Source organism: Caulobacter sp. GW821-FHT10A06 (assembly GCF_059415805.1).
Genome location: NZ_JBWKNY010000001.1, coordinates 33,004 through 47,191, shown reverse-complemented (window position 1 = coordinate 47,191; position 14,188 = coordinate 33,004). Strand labels below are relative to the sequence as shown.

9 protein-coding genes and 1 tRNA gene are annotated in these 14,188 nt (G+C 64.6%); 5 read left to right on the top strand and 5 right to left on the bottom strand.

The annotated features are described in order from the left end of the window. Positions 1 to 11: 11 nt before the first annotated feature. The 5 genes from AC07NF_RS00210 to rfbD form a co-directional block, all read right to left on the bottom strand. The gene (locus AC07NF_RS00210) at positions 12 to 1,388 is read right to left on the bottom strand and encodes a glycoside hydrolase family 28 protein (RefSeq protein WP_494632702.1); all 1,377 of its coding nucleotides are present in this window, start codon (positions 1,386 to 1,388) and stop codon (positions 12 to 14) included. Then, on the bottom strand, positions 1,385 to 3,469 hold the full coding sequence (locus tag AC07NF_RS00205) for an alpha/beta hydrolase family protein (protein ID WP_494632703.1): 2,085 nt from the start codon (positions 3,467 to 3,469) through the stop codon (positions 1,385 to 1,387). Before AC07NF_RS00205 ends, AC07NF_RS00210 begins: the two co-directional genes overlap by 4 nt. A 54-nt stretch (positions 3,470 to 3,523) precedes the next feature. Then, complete coding sequence (locus AC07NF_RS00200) at positions 3,524 to 6,382, bottom strand: TonB-dependent receptor (protein ID WP_494632705.1); 2,859 nt, start codon at positions 6,380 to 6,382, stop codon at positions 3,524 to 3,526. Positions 6,383 to 6,839: 457 nt separating this feature from the next. After that, positions 6,840 to 7,718, bottom strand: a complete 879-nt coding sequence (rfbA, locus tag AC07NF_RS00195; RefSeq protein ID WP_494632707.1) for a glucose-1-phosphate thymidylyltransferase RfbA — start codon at positions 7,716 to 7,718, stop codon at positions 6,840 to 6,842. After that, a complete protein-coding gene (rfbD, locus tag AC07NF_RS00190; protein WP_494632709.1) occupies positions 7,715 to 8,620 on the bottom strand; it encodes a dTDP-4-dehydrorhamnose reductase in 906 nt (301 codons plus the stop codon). The genes rfbA and rfbD overlap by 4 nt, the downstream gene beginning before the upstream one ends. Positions 8,621 to 8,892: 272 nt before the next feature. Here rfbD and AC07NF_RS00185 point away from each other — a divergent pair. The 5 genes from AC07NF_RS00185 to AC07NF_RS00165 all read left to right on the top strand — a co-directional run bounded on the left by AC07NF_RS00185 (position 8,893) and on the right by AC07NF_RS00165 (position 14,183). Beyond that, positions 8,893 to 8,966 (top strand) — tRNA-Cys (locus tag AC07NF_RS00185). Positions 8,967 to 9,097: 131 nt separating this feature from the next. After that, positions 9,098 to 10,603, top strand: a complete 1,506-nt coding sequence (locus AC07NF_RS00180) for a DUF1800 domain-containing protein (RefSeq protein WP_494632713.1) — start codon at positions 9,098 to 9,100, stop codon at positions 10,601 to 10,603. Then, positions 10,558 to 11,784 carry a DUF1501 domain-containing protein gene (locus AC07NF_RS00175; protein WP_494655315.1) on the top strand — a complete coding sequence of 409 codons (1,227 nt, stop codon included), beginning with the start codon at positions 10,558 to 10,560 and terminating at the stop codon, positions 11,782 to 11,784. The genes AC07NF_RS00180 and AC07NF_RS00175 overlap by 46 nt, the downstream gene beginning before the upstream one ends. Positions 11,785 to 12,356: 572 nt before the next feature. Next, positions 12,357 to 13,073, top strand: coding sequence for an acylneuraminate cytidylyltransferase family protein (locus tag AC07NF_RS00170; RefSeq protein WP_494632720.1), 717 nt, complete (start codon positions 12,357 to 12,359; stop codon positions 13,071 to 13,073). Positions 13,074 to 13,241: 168 nt separating this feature from the next. After that, on the top strand, positions 13,242 to 14,183 hold the full coding sequence (locus tag AC07NF_RS00165; protein ID WP_494632723.1) for a UDP-glucuronic acid decarboxylase family protein: 942 nt from the start codon (positions 13,242 to 13,244) through the stop codon (positions 14,181 to 14,183). The last annotated feature ends 5 nt before the right edge of the window (positions 14,184 to 14,188 follow it).

The window sequence follows — 14,188 nt, the reverse complement described above, 5'->3', positions numbered from 1 at the left end:
CCTGAACTTGTTCATGCCGGCGGCGTGGCCGGCTGGCCGTTGATGCGCACGTTCTCGAAGGTCAGGCCCTCGACGTGCTTGATGATGTCGGGCTGGGCGACGCCGTCGAACACGCAGTCCTTCAGCGTCACGCCGCGGATCGGCGCGGCGGGGAAGCCTTGCAGGTCCAGGGCGCGCGGGCTCTTGCCGCTGACCAGGCGCTCGACCACCAGGTTGCGGAACACCGGCGTGAACGACCCATTCGCGCCCTCCTGGTAGTTGTAGTCGACGGTGATCACCGCCTTGGCCACCTGGCCCACGGCGATGTCGCGGACGTGGATGTTCTCCAGCGTGCCGCCGCGCATGGCGTTGTTCTTGAAGCGGATGGCGATATCCAGGCGCGGGCTGTCCATCCTGCAGCGTTCGACGAAGACGTTGCGCACGCCGCCGGTGATCTCGCTGCCCAGGGTGACGCCGCCGTGGCCGTCCTTCATCTCGCAGTCGCGGATGATGACGTTCTCGGTCGGCCGGTTCAGGCGGCGGCCATCGGCGTTGCGGCCCGACTTGATGGCGATGCAGTCGTCGCCCGTGTCGAACACGCACTTTTCGATCAGCACGTCGCGGCACGACTCCGGGTCGCAGCCGTCGTTGTTGGGGCCGTGGCTGTGGATCTGCAGCCCGCGCACGATGACGTTCTCGCAGGCGACCGGGTGGATCTCCCACATCGGCGAGCCGACGATGGTCAGGCCTTCGATAAGCACGTTCCGGCAGCGATAGGGCTGGACGAACATCGGGCGGATCGTCGTGCCAGCCCCGAACACCCGCTGCTCGACGGGTACGCCTTTCTCGGACATCTCGGTCAGGCGCTTGCGGTCGTCGACCACGCCAGGCGGCTTGCGCTTGACCCAGTTCCACCAGTGGTCGGCGTCGGCCTGGCCATCCAAGGTCCCCTCGCCGGTCAAGGCGATGTCGTGCTGGTCCAAGGCGTAGATGAAGGGCGAATAGTTGATCAGCTCCACGCCCTCATGCCGGGTCAGCACGGCGGGCAGGTAGGCGGCCGGATCGCGCGAGAACTTCAGGGTCGCGCCCTTGGCCACGTGCAGCTCGGTGCGGCTCTTCAGATGGACCGCGCCAGTCAGCCAGACGCCGGCCGGGACCACCACCCGACCACCGCCGGCCTTGGCAGCCGCCGCGATCGCGGCGGCGATGGCCTTGGTGCAGTCGACCTCGCCGCCCGGCTTGGCGCCGAACTTGGTGATCGGGAAATCACGGCGTGGGATCGTCGGGGGCTTGATGCGGGCCAGGATGGCGTCGGCTTCCTTCCAGGCGTCGTCAGCGGCGCGAGCCAGGCCGGGCGCGGCGGCCAGCACCGCGCCGGAAGCCAGGAGGTAGCGGCGAGAAACGCTCATGGCAGCACCAGCGGCTCGCGGCCGCCTCTCCAAGTCCAGCGGACACGATCGCCCTGCCCCAGCTTGCGGTCGGCGGCGCGGACATAGGCCAGTTCCTTGTCGAAGGCGGCCTGGGTCAGGGGCGTGCCGACGGCGTCGGTCGGATTGACGAAGGTCACCGGACGCGGGAACGCCGCCAGCGCCAGGTCGCCCAGCTCGTAGCGCCGCAGCACGCCGGGCGGCAGCACCTCGGGCAACTCGCGCTGGATCGGCTGGTCCACGGCCATGCGGAAGGCGGTCAGGCTGTTGTCGGCATAGATCGCCGCGACCCGGTCATCGATCGCGCCCAGGTGCAGGGCCACCGGCCCCAGCGCGCCCAGACCGTAGACGCTGATCGCCTTGGCGTCGACGTCCGGCCGCGCCGCCAGCCAGTCCATGACGTGGACAGCGTCGTCCAGGCGCACGCCCAGGGGCGACTTGTCGACCAGCAGCATGCGGGTGGCCAAGAGATTCCAGTCGCCCAGGACACTGGCCTTCAGTTCCTCCGTCCCGCCCGCGCCGCGCGCGACCAGGGTCAGGACGACGTGGCCGGCCTTGGCCAGGCGCGCGGCCTCGGCCTTCACGGCTTGAGGATCCTTGGTCAGCAGCAGCACGGCGGGCTTGCGGCCTTCACCGTCGGGTTTGGTGAGGATCGCGTCGGCCCACTGGCCGTCCTCGACTTTGAGCCGGATGGCGCCGTTCGCGCCTTCCGACACCTCAGGCGGCGCAGCGCCAGGCTGGGCCGTCGCGAAGGTCACCGCGCGGATATCCGCCGCTAGCCGCTGGCGCAGAGCCGCGACGTCGGCGGCCGAAGCCACCACCGGCCGCGCCGCGATCACTGTCTTCAGTCGTTTGGCGTTCAGGCTCTGGATCGTCTCGCCGCCGATCGAGGTCGAGAGCTGGCCGGTGGGCGTAACCCACAGCTTCTCGGGCGCGATGCGCGGCGGCGGCGTGAACGGCCGCTTGTCCGGCGCGTCCTTCAGCCAACGGCTGAAGAACGCGACGATGTCCGAGGCGATCGGCTGCAGCGCGCCGTGGCCGCCCGGACCGTGGATGAAGCTTAAGCGATCCTCGGCGCCATACAGGGCGTAGACGCCCTGCGCCTCCTTGACCGCCTTCTTGGCGCCTTCGAACGGGAACATGTCCTCGGTGGTCGAGATCACCGCATAGGCGCGCGGCGCGGCCATCTCGACGAAGTCGGGAAGATCCAGGCCCGAGGCCAGGAAGCCGGGTATCGACTGCTCGCCGTCCTGCGGACCGACGGTCGACAGCAGGTGGTCGAAGTCGGTGACGAAACACGCCGTGCCGGTGGCCTTCACCCGGTCGTCCAGCGCCGACAAGAACGCCGTCAGCGTGCCGCCGCCCGAGCAGCCGAACGCGCCCAGGCGCTGGGCGTCGACGTCGGGCCGGGCGGCCAGATAGTCCAGGCCCCTGATGGCGTCCCAGATGAAGTAGCGCGAGACGTGGTCGCCGACCGGCGCGGTCTGCCAGGCGGCCAGGCTGTGCTCGCCCGTCGGCCGCCCCACCTTGGAGGCGCCCAGCTCGGGATCGTAGTGCTGCAGCCGCTCGCCCTCGGAGACGATGTCGTAGGCCAACACCATCATGCCGGCGCGAGCCAGGTTCACCGCGAAGTTTCGATTGCCGATCTTGCCGTCCAGGCCGTGACCGGGCGCGACGATGATGGCCGGGAACGGCCCCTTCCCCGCCGGGACATAGAGGTTGGCGGTGACGTGATAGCCCGGCAGGCTGTCATAGGTGACCTTCTCGACCTTGAAGCCATCCTCCTGGACGACGCCCCAGGTCTTGGCCGCCAGCGGCGTGCGCTCGGGCAGGCCGCCGATCAGCTTCAGGATGGTGGCGCGGTTGGCGGCCTTGCGGGCCTCGGCGTCCGCCTGAGATTTCAGTCCCGCGACCATCGCCTCGCGCGCCTTCAAGCGCTCGCGGGCGATGCCGTCGATATAGGCGGTGAGTTCCGCACGACCATTGGCCGGCGCGCTCTGGGCCAATACTGGCCCGGCGGAGAAAAGCAGCAGCGCGGCGGCCGCGCCGTAAGCGGTCTTCATACTGGTCGCCCCAATGAAAGAAGGGCGGCCGGCTCTCGCCGACCGCCCACGGGATCAGAAGCTGTAACGCACGCCGACGAAGTACTGGCGACCGCTCTGGAAGTAGTCGCTCAGCCGTTCGGCCGTGGAGTCGCTGTAGGTGATGTCCTTCTCGTTGGTCAGGTTCAGGCCCTCGACGCTGAAGGTGATCGCGTCGTTGATCCGATACGAGGCCGAGAAGTCCACGAAGGTCGTGGGTTTACGCCCCGACACATCGACATTGTACGAGGACGGCACCGCCGTCAGGTACTTGTCGCGGTGCGCCAGCGAAACGCGAGCCTGGATCGGCCCGTCCTCGTAGTAGAGCGTGCCGTTGTAGGCGTTCTTCGACAGGTTCAGCAGGTCGCGCGACACGGTGGCCGCCCCCGCCGTCGTGGTCAGGAAATAGTCGATCTTGGAGTCGACGAAGGTGTAGTTCAGCAGCACGCCGAAGTTCTTGAACTTCCAGGGCAGGAAGGTCAGGGGCTGCTGGTAGTTCAGCTCGATGCCCTTCAGCGGACCGCCGGGCGTGTTGATGACGTTCGAGATCGTGAACTGGTCGTCAACCGTCACGCCCGTCCCCTGCAGCAAGCTCGCCGGCAGGCCCGTCGTCGAATACGGCGCCAGGGTGGTGATGTTCTGGATGTAGGTGCTGATGTCCTTGTAGAAGAACGCGGCCGACAGGATCGCCCCGCGCTTGGGATACCACTCCACCGCCACGTCGAAGGTCTTGGCGCGATAAGGCTCCAGCATCGGGTTGCCGGTCGTGACCGTGCGCGAGCCGCCGGCCACCGAGACGTTGGTCGCCGCCGACAGGCTGCCCAGGCCCGGACGCGACATCACCTTGGCCGCGCCGATACGGACGATGAGGTCCTCACGTGGCTCGACCACCAAGTTTAGCGACGGCAGGGTGTCCTCGTAGCTGCGGCCCACCGTGGTCAACTGGAAGCCGGCCGGATCCACGCTGGTCGGCACCGTGGCGAAGAAGGTCGAGCTCTGCTCCGTCTTGACGTAGCGCACGCCGACATCGCCGCGCACCGGCATGCCCAGCGCATCGAACTTGAAGGCCGCCATGACATAGGCGCCCTTGTCCTCCTCATTGACCCGGCGGTTGTCGCCGCGGGCGCTGGAGGTCGTGCTGGACAGGGCGAAACGGCCGCTGTTGCTGAAGATGTCGTAGGCCTTGGCTATGGCGTCGCGGTTCGGGCTGGCCCAGCAGACGGGCGTGCCCGTCGGCAGGTTCAGGCCCTGCAGGCCGCACCACTGCTCGGTCAGCGACTGCATGGTCGAGCCGGCCGGGATAGCCGGGATATTGCCCTCGCCCGCGGCCAGGCGCTGGCCCTGGCCGATGAAGGCGTACTTCTTCCAGTTCGCGCCGCCCTTGAGGGTCAGGTGGTCGTTCAGCTCATATTCGGTGTCGAACTGGGCGACCTTGTACTTGTTGTCGTTCCAGTTGGGGCGCAGCCGGATGTCGGGACCAGTCGGCCCCGTGCCCCCCGCCACCGTCTGCGTCGGGCCGATGTACCAGGCGTTCGGATCGGTAACGTCGAAGCCGTAGTTGATGGCCGGGAAGTACTGGCCGTTGGGCCGGAAATCGAAGGAATAGTTGTCGCTATTCAGCCGGTCCATCTGGGCGATGTAGTCCAGCGCATTGTCGAAATCGTTGGCCACATAGCCCAGCAGCCCCTTCACAGACCACTTGTCGGTCAGCTTGTGCTTGGCGTTCAGGGTCCACTGGGTGAACTCGGTATCGTACTTGTCGAGGTAGTTTTCCGAGCGCAGGTCGACGTTGTCGAACAGGCCGTAGACCATCGTGCCCTTGTCATCGAGGACCAGGTCGCGGACCACGATCTCGGGCTTGCCGCCCTGCGAGGCGGCGCGGCTGAAGCCGATGGCCTCCAGCTGACGCTCGTTCCGCGAGCCCTCGAACTTCGAATACAGCATGTCGAAGGTGATTTCGGTGCGGTCGGTCGGACGCCACTGCAGCGAACCGGTCAGGCCCAGGCGCTTGGTCTCCAGCTCATATTGTTGGTAGCGCAGGAAGCGCGGATAGCGGGTCGTCGCCAGGCTGGCCGTGGCCGTGTCGGTCGCATCGGCGCCAGCACACAGGGCCGGACGGGCCGAGACGCTGCACCAGCCGCCGTCGGCGTTGCCCTGGTTCCACAGACCCGTGCTGGCCCCGTTCTGACGCGTGCCGCGCTCGGAATAGGCGACCGAGAACAGCGCCCCAAAGGTGTCGTCCTTGAAGGTGTTGCTGACCAGCAGCGCCATGCGTGGGTCATAGGACTTTGAGAGATCGTTCCAGCCCATCTTGGCCGAGCCGGCCATCTTGAAGCCGCGATAGTCGAACGGGTGGCCGGTGCGCAGGTCGACCGTCGCGCCCAGCGAACCTTCCTCGACATCGGCCGACGGCGTCTTGCGCACGTCGATCTGGCTGAACAGCTCCGAGGCGAAGACGTTGAAGTCGAAGCCACGACCGCGGTTCGAGCCCGTGGTCGCCTGGGCCTCGACGCCATTGATGCGCACGCGGGTGAACTCTTCGGAGAGACCGCGGACCGAAAGATTGCGCCCCTCTCCGCCGTCGCGGGTGATGGCCACGCCCGGCACGCGCTGGATGGCTTCGGCCAGGTTGTTGTCGGGGAACTTGGCGATGTCTTCGGCGACGATCGAGTCCACGGCGGCGGTGTTGGCCCGCTTCACCTCCAGCGCCTTTTCCAGGCTGCTGCGGAAGCCGGTCACGACCACCGCCTCGACCTCGGCCGGGTCGCTCTGCGGCGCGGGCGCGGTCTGGGCGACGGCGACCTGGCTCCACATCAACGCCCCCGCCCCAGCGGCGGCCAGCAGGACCTTGCGGCGCCCTTGGGTCGCCGACGCCATCCAGTTCAAGCAAGTCATTCTCTGTGTCTCCCTCCCAGGAAGCGCCCGTCGTTCTTTTTTGAGGTCGACGAACAGGCGCGGTGATCGGTCCCCGACGGGGACCTCAGGCCCTCCGCAACGGAGCGCCGCGCCAAAGAGACGGGAGCCGGCGGAAACCGGCTCCCGAAGTCCACGGGGGACGTGGTTCCTTGACGATGAGGGTGGTGGAAGGCGCGAGCGGCGCGGCGGCACGGCGCGCGAGGATGAACCTGGTCATCAGCTCCCCTTCCCTATTGATACCGGTGTCATGCAGCAACGCCACAGGCCCGATTTGTCCGCGCGCCGAAGTATCCCGACGCGATCGAGACAAAGCTTCGGCAAAGCCGGATGGGTGTCAACGCGTTCGTGCCAGCGCTGGCAAAAAAATGGGGTGATCAGAGCGCCTAGTCCCGAATTTTGGGACCAGGCTCAACTCTGAGCGGCAAGAGCCGCAGATCTATTGCGAAGAGCGGTTCAGGACGTTGTTGCGCAGGTAAGCGCCGTAGGTGCTCTTCCCCAGCGCGTCGGCCAGCCTTTCGAGCTGCGCCGCGTCGATAAAGCCCTTTTGGAAGGCGATCTCCTCGGGGCAGGCGATCTTGAAGCCCTGACGCTTCTCCAGCACCCGCACGAACTCAGCGGCCTCGACCAGGCTGTCGGGCGTGCCGGTGTCCAGCCAGGCATAGCCCCGCCCCATGATCTCGACGGCCAGGTCGCCGCGCTCGAGGTAGGCGCGATTGACGTCGGTGATCTCCAACTCCCCGCGCGCGGACGGCTTCAGGTTCTTGGCGATCTCGATGACGTCGGCGTCGTAGAAATAGAGGCCGGTCACCGCCCAGTTGGACTTCGGCGACTTCGGCTTCTCCTCGATCGACACCGCCTTCATGCCCCGGTCGAACTCGACCACGCCGTACCGCTCGGGGTCGTTGACGTGATAGGCGAACACGGTCGCCCCGCCCTCGCGCTTCATCGCGTTGGTGAACAGGCTCGTGATGCCGTGGCCGTAATAAATGTTGTCGCCCAGGATCAGCGCCGACGGGCTGTTACCCACGAACTCCGCGCCGATGATGTAGGCCTGGGCCAGGCCGTCCGGGCTGGGCTGGACCGCGTACTGGATCTCCATACCCCACTGCGAGCCGTCGCCCAGCAGCGCCTGGAAGCTCGGCACATCGCGCGGCGTCGAGATGATCAGCACCTCGCGGATGCCAGCCAGCATCAGCGTCGACAGCGGATAGTAGATCATCGGCTTGTCGTAGACCGGCATCAGCTGCTTGGACGTCACCAAGGTCATGGGATGCAGGCGCGTGCCGGAGCCGCCGGCCAGGATGATGCCCTTCATGCGCGGGCTCCTTGAGAGTTCAGTTCGGTGATGATGTCGGCCACGGCGGGCTGCCAGGCGCGGGGCTGAATGCTGTAGTCGGCGGTGAGCTTGGCCGTCGACAGGCGCGAGTTCTTCGGCCTGCGCGCCGGCGTGGGATACTGCTCGGACGGAATGCCTTCGACCTCGGCAGACGGACCGCCGGCCTCCGCGCTGAGGCGGAACACCTCCCGCGCCAGGTCGGCCCAGCTGGCCTCGCCCGCATTGACGAAGTGATAGACGCCGGTCGGCGCCCCCTCGTCGGCGATCATGCGCAGCGCGATAACCTTCAGCGCCTCCGCGATATCGGTCGCCGAGGTCGGACAGCCATGCTGGTCATCAACCACCCGCAGCGCCGGACGATCGGCCGCCAGCCGCAACATGGTCTTCAGGAAGTTGGCGCGATGAGCGCTCAGCACCCAGGCCGTCCGCAGCACAACCGAACGCGGATTGCCCAGCCGCACCGCCATCTCGCCGGCCAGCTTCGAGGCGCCATAGATGCCGATCGGCGCGACCGGGTCGCTCTCGACATAGGGCTGCGTCTTGTCGCCGTCGAACACATAGTCTGTGGAGACCTGGATCAGTGGGATCCCGCGCTCGCGCGTGGCGTCGGCCAGCAAGGCCGGCCCGCCAGCATTGGCGGCGAACGCTCCGGCGACCTCGGTCTCGGCCTTGTCGACAGCCGTCCAGGCGGCGCTGTTGATGACCGCCGCTAACGGAACCTGGTCGAAAAGCGCTTGGATCGACGCCGCGCTGGTCAGATCCAGCTGATCGCGCGTGGGCGCGTGAAGGACGACATCGGCAGGCCAGGTCGCGCGCTGAAGTTCGAGGCCGACTTGGCCGGCCCCGCCGGTGATCAGAATATGGATTAGCTGCAAACTCATTATTTCTCTGGAAAGGCGGCGCTCAGCGCCCTCGCGGAAAGGACCTTCTACGAAATGAAGGACTTCCGGCAGTCTCCCCTCATCATCCTATTCTTGGCATGCCCCAGCCGAGCTCCGGCATAGCGCAAGAATCCCCGCTTTCCCAGATCGTAGGCCCAGGTGTGCAATGGAGACGTGATCGGCGGCGCGTGCGATTTGCCAGTTGCGAGCCCGCAAACGCTCCTGTATCGAACGCCCTCCCCCGCCGACGTGATTTGCGTCGACACCCGGATGGCCCGGTGGCGGAGTGGTGACGCAGCGGACTGCAAATCCGTGCACCCCGGTTCGATTCCGGGCCGGGCCTCCAATCTCCGACATCAATCCTAGCGCACACCTCTACGATTTTGCTTGTGGCAAAGGCGTTTCCGCACACCGCGTGCGCCTTGAATTCGCCCCAGCCTCTTGAGCTGATGAGCCCCCCCCCGGAGAGGCTTGAGTATGCGTCAGCTCTGGATCTCGCTTACCTTCGCCTTCTTGCTCGTCCTCGGCGGCGAGCGCGCCGCCGCTGCGCCGGCCGATGTCGGAGCGCTGGTGGACAGGATCACCTGGGGGCGCACTGCTCGGGCAATGGAAGATGTCGAACGGCTCGGTCCGCGCCGCTGGCTCAAGCAGCAGCTCCATCCCGATCCCGCCGCCCCGCTCCCCGCACCGATCCAGGCGCAGATCGACGCCATGCGCATTTCACGCGAAACGCCGCTCGAGATCGCCATCGCGACGCGAGCCCAAGGCAAGGCCGCGCAGAAAGTTCAAGACCCGGCCGAGCGCCTGACCGCCCAGCGCGCGCATCAGAAGGCGATGGCGGACCTGAAACAGGAAGCCATCACCCGATCGCTCCTGCGCGCCGTCTATTCGCAGAACCAGTTGCAAGAACAGATGACCTGGTTCTGGTTCAACCACTTCAACGTCGAGGCTGAAAAGGGCGACATCCGCGTCACGGTCGGCGATTTCGAGGACAAGGCTATCCGCCCCCGGGCCCTTGGCAAGTTCCGGGATATACTGCGGGCCGTCGCGCTACACCCAGCTATGCTTCGCTACCTCGACAATGACAAGAACGCGGTCGGCCGCATCAACGAGAACTACGCGCGGGAAATCCTCGAGCTGCACACCCTCGGGGTCGGATCCGGCTACACCCAAAAGGACGTGGAGGAAATGGCGCGCATACTTACCGGCTTCGGCCTCAGCGTGGCTCCGGGTCCGCCCTCGCTGAAGCCGGATCATCGCGCGCTCTACGTCCGCGCCAATCTGATGGAGTTCAATCCCGACAACCATGACTTCGGCGACAAGACCTTACTCAATCACCGGATTTCCGGCGCGGGCCCCTCCGAGCTCGACCAGGTGCTCGACATCCTGGCCACGCAGCCAGCGACCGCCCGGCACATCTCGAGGAAGCTGGCGCTCTACTTTATGGATTCCGCGCCTCAGAGCGTGGTGGACCGCATGGCCTCGACCTTCCTCCGAACGGACGGCGACATCGCCGAGGTTCTGGCGGAGCTCTTCCACTCCAGGGAATTCGACACATCCCTCGGCCGAAAGATAAAAGATCCTGTCCATTACGTCGTCTCCGCCGTTCGCTTGACGTGTAATGATCGAATCATCACCGATCCGGTGCCGTTGAAGACTTGGACCGATGCGCTGGGCCAGAGCGTTTACGGGCGCGACACTCCCGATGGCTACGCCCTGGAAAACACCGCCTGGTCCGGCCCTGGTCAGTTAGCAACACTGTTTGATGTGGCGCGCCAGATCGGCGCGAACACACCCAGCCTGTTCAAGAAGTCCAACACTCCCGATGGCGCTCGACCGTCACCGCCACAGCTCGAAACGTCGATCCTTGGCGACCAGTATCGGCCGCTGAGCGCCAACACCAAGGCCGCACTCACCCAGGCGCGCACACCCGACGAATGGAACGCTATCTTCCTTTCGTCCCCCGAGTTCCTGTTCCGGTAACGCCCATGCATCGACGCGCATTCCTGACCGCCAGCCTCGCCGCCTCGGCCACGCTCGTGAGCGGGCGCGCCTGGAGCGCCGGCGTCGACGCGCCGCGCTTCCTGACCATTTTCCTGCGGGGCGGCTACGACGCCCTCAGCCTGATCGTCCCGACCGGCAGCGACTTCTACTACGAAGCGCGCCCAACCATCGCAATCGCCAGGCCCAACGCCACGGATCCGAATGCGGCGGTCGCACTCGACGGCGAATGGGGACTACATCCTGCGCTAAAGGACAGCCTCCTGCCGCTTTGGCAGAAGCGGCAGATCGCCTTCGTCCCCTTCGCCGGCTCCGACGACCTCACCCGCAGCCATTTCGAAACCCAGGACACCATCGAGATGGGCCAGCCGGCGAACGGCCTGCGCAACTACCGATCGGGCTTCCTGGCCCGGCTGGCCGAGCAGCTCAACGGCCCACGGCCGATCGCCTTCACCACTCAGCCCCCCCTGGCCTTCCAAGGCCTGGAGGCGGTCCCAAACGTCGCCGTCGTTACGGCGGGCAAACCCGCCCTCGACGCCCGCCAAACGGCGGAGATCATGCGGATGTACCAAGATCATGCGCTGGCCGCGCCGATCGGCGAAGGCTTCAAGGTGAGAGACCAGGCCTACCGCTCGATCGGGGCCAACATGATCACCCCGACGCCCAGCGCCTTCGAACTCTCCATGCGCCGCGTCGGCCAGATGCTTCGGCAAGACTACAACCTGGCCTTCCTGGACGTCGGCGGCTGGGACACGCACGTCAACCAAGGCGGCGCGACCGGCGCCTTGGCCGATCGCGCCAGGCAATTTGGCCGAGGCCTCACCGCGCTGATCGATCAATTGGGTCCGGACACCTGGGCAGACACGACGATCGTCGTCGTCTCCGAGTTCGGCCGCACCTTCCGGGAGAATGGCGACAAGGGCACGGACCACGGCCATGGCAGCGTCTACTGGGTGCTCGGCGGCTCGGTCAGTGGCGGTCGCATGGTCGGACAGCAGGTGGCATTGACCGCTTCCACGCTCAATCAGGACCGCGACCTCCCTGTACTGACGGATTATCGCGCACTGATCGGCGGCGTCGCCAAGCGCCTGTACGGGCTTTCCCCATCGGCGCTCAACACTGTCTTCCCGCAGCAAACCGCGACGGACCTGGGATTGTTGTAGCAACGAGCGCGCTTAGCGCGCCGAAGACACCAGACGCTCTCTCTGATGCTTTAGGTCAAGGGAGCTTCAAAAATAGTACGCATATATTGACCAGTGACGTCATAATTAACCACGACCCGTAATCAAGCCGCCCCCTGTTCGCTTAACGGGACAAGTGCCTGATTTCACACCAGCGGACAAAAACGACTTTCCAAAGCGATAAAGATATCGCCCGCAGCGTAACCCTGAGCTAAAGGGACACTTGAAGACGCATTGGGCAACCTCGTTATCGATGACGGGGGCGCTTTGGCACAGCTTCTTAGGAGATCAGCTGTACTGATCCCAGGAACGGCCGGACGTACGGGGCCTGATGCGGAGCGTGGGGATCGCTGACGCCATGAGCGCGAAGGCGAGGTTATAAACATGAATACACCAACCGGCACACGCCAGGCGTGTGAGCATCGAGGCTCCGTGGAAGCCCCGACAGCTTTTGGCGCGCCTGCCTCGCAGGCCCTGCTCTCGCTCCGCATTTCGACCGATAAGAAATCAAAATAAGTCTATAAAAACAGACAAAATACAGCAGGAGCAAGGAAATGTTCGAACTCGACTATGACCTGGCAATTGTGGTCCCGGCCCGCAAGGGAAGCTCCAGGATCAAGAATAAGAGCATGCTACCTTTCGGAAATAGCGACAACCTGATCGCCTGGAAGCTAAATCAGCTCAAAAAGGTCGTTCCAGCCAAGAACATTTACTTCAGTTCCGAAGATGCGAATTTCCTCGAGATCGCCCAGCAGTTGGGAGTTTCGATCCACGAACGCGAACCCATCCTCTCGCGCGACCACGTCCTGCCCTTCAGCGAAATCATCACCGGCATCGTAAAGGACATTCCGCACGAGCACGTGGCCTGGTGCACCGTGGTCTGCCCGCTGATGTCGCCCACCGAGTACGGCAAGGCCTTCGCCAACTATAAGCAGCACGTCATCGAGGGCGACAACGACTCGCTCGTCGGCGTCAATGAAATGCGCGAGTATCTTTGGGGCAAGGATGGCCCGCTGAACTATCGCGCCGATAGAAACCATACGATTTCGCAGGACCTTCCCGACCTGTATCGGGTGACCAACAGCATCTACATGATGAACAAGAAGGACATCATGGAGCTTGGGTACTTTCTTGGCCCCAACCCCTTCAAGGAAAAGCTCTCAAAGATCGCCGGCATCGACATCGATTACATCGAGGATTACCGGATCGCGAAAGCGCTCTATCAGGTCTACCTCGAGGACATCGTGAACGCCGTCCCTGAACCAGCCTGATCACCCAGAGTTCTCAGGCAATCAAAACCTCGCCGACCGTCTTCGTCGGAAGGCCGCGAGGAATTAACCAGAAGTCCGACACCAACATCAACGACGACAACATCAACACTGTTGCGACCAAGCAAGAACCAACGATAGACGCCTGGTCGCAAACGGAGAACCTTACTAATGCACCTGGATGAGCGGGTATTGGTTACCGGTGGGGCCGGTTTCATCGGATCGCATCTCTGTGAAACGTTGCTCGCAAGAGGCAGCGAAGTGCTGTGCGTGGACAACTTCTTCACCGGTCGCAGAAGTAACATCTCGCACCTTCTGAGCAATCCTCGGTTCGAGTTGCTCCGGCACGACGTGACGGTTCCGCTCTTCGTCGAGGTGGACAAGATCTACAATCTTGCCTGCCCGGCCTCCCCCGTTCACTATCAGTTCGACCCGGTCCAGACGACCAAGACGAGCGTGCACGGCGCGATCAATATGTTGGGTCTCGCGCGCCGGACCAAGGCGAAGATCCTTCAGGCCTCCACGTCGGAAGTCTATGGCGACCCGGAAATCCACCCTCAGGTGGAAAGCTATTGGGGCAACGTGAACCCAATCGGCATCCGGTCCTGCTACGATGAAGGCAAGCGCTGCGCCGAGACGCTGTTCTTCGACTACTGGCGCCAGCACGACATCGAGATCAAGGTCGCGCGGATCTTTAATACCTATGGCCCGCGCATGCACCCCAATGACGGGCGCGTAGTTTCCAACTTCATCGTCCAGGCATTGAAGGGCGAGTCGATCACTATCTTCGGCGCCGGCACGCAGACGCGCTCCTTCTGCTATGTCGACGACCTGGTAAACGGCCTGATCAGCCTGATGGAAACACCCAAGGGCGTCACCGGCCCCATCAACCTGGGCAATCCCGGCGAATTCACCATGTTGCAACTGGCCCAGCTCGTGATCGAGCTCACGGACAGCAAGTCCGAATTGGTCTTCCTGCCGCTTCCGTCGGATGACCCCAAGCAACGACGCCCCAACATCAGCCTCGCGAAGGCCGACTTGAATTGGGAACCGACGATTCCCCTCAAAGAGGGACTGACGAAAGCTATCGGATACTTCAAGTCCATCTTGTAGATAGA

What these genes read in the sequence shown, in the direction of transcription:
- AC07NF_RS00165 (WP_494632723.1), top strand. Translation starts at nt 13,242, where the DNA reads ATGCACCTGGATGAGCGGGTATTGGTTACCGGTGGGGCCGGTTTCATC.
- AC07NF_RS00205 (WP_494632703.1), bottom strand. Translation starts at nt 3,469, where the DNA reads ATGAAGACCGCTTACGGCGCGGCCGCCGCGCTGCTGCTTTTCTCCGCC.
- rfbD (WP_494632709.1), bottom strand. Translation starts at nt 8,620, where the DNA reads ATGAGTTTGCAGCTAATCCATATTCTGATCACCGGCGGGGCCGGCCAA.
- AC07NF_RS00200 (WP_494632705.1), bottom strand. Translation starts at nt 6,382, where the DNA reads ATGACTTGCTTGAACTGGATGGCGTCGGCGACCCAAGGGCGCCGCAAG.
- rfbA (WP_494632707.1), bottom strand. Translation starts at nt 7,718, where the DNA reads ATGAAGGGCATCATCCTGGCCGGCGGCTCCGGCACGCGCCTGCATCCC.
- AC07NF_RS00210 (WP_494632702.1), bottom strand. Translation starts at nt 1,388, where the DNA reads ATGAGCGTTTCTCGCCGCTACCTCCTGGCTTCCGGCGCGGTGCTGGCC.
- AC07NF_RS00180 (WP_494632713.1), top strand. Translation starts at nt 9,098, where the DNA reads ATGCGTCAGCTCTGGATCTCGCTTACCTTCGCCTTCTTGCTCGTCCTC.
- AC07NF_RS00175 (WP_494655315.1), top strand. Translation starts at nt 10,558, where the DNA reads ATGGAACGCTATCTTCCTTTCGTCCCCCGAGTTCCTGTTCCGGTAACG.
- AC07NF_RS00170 (WP_494632720.1), top strand. Translation starts at nt 12,357, where the DNA reads ATGTTCGAACTCGACTATGACCTGGCAATTGTGGTCCCGGCCCGCAAG.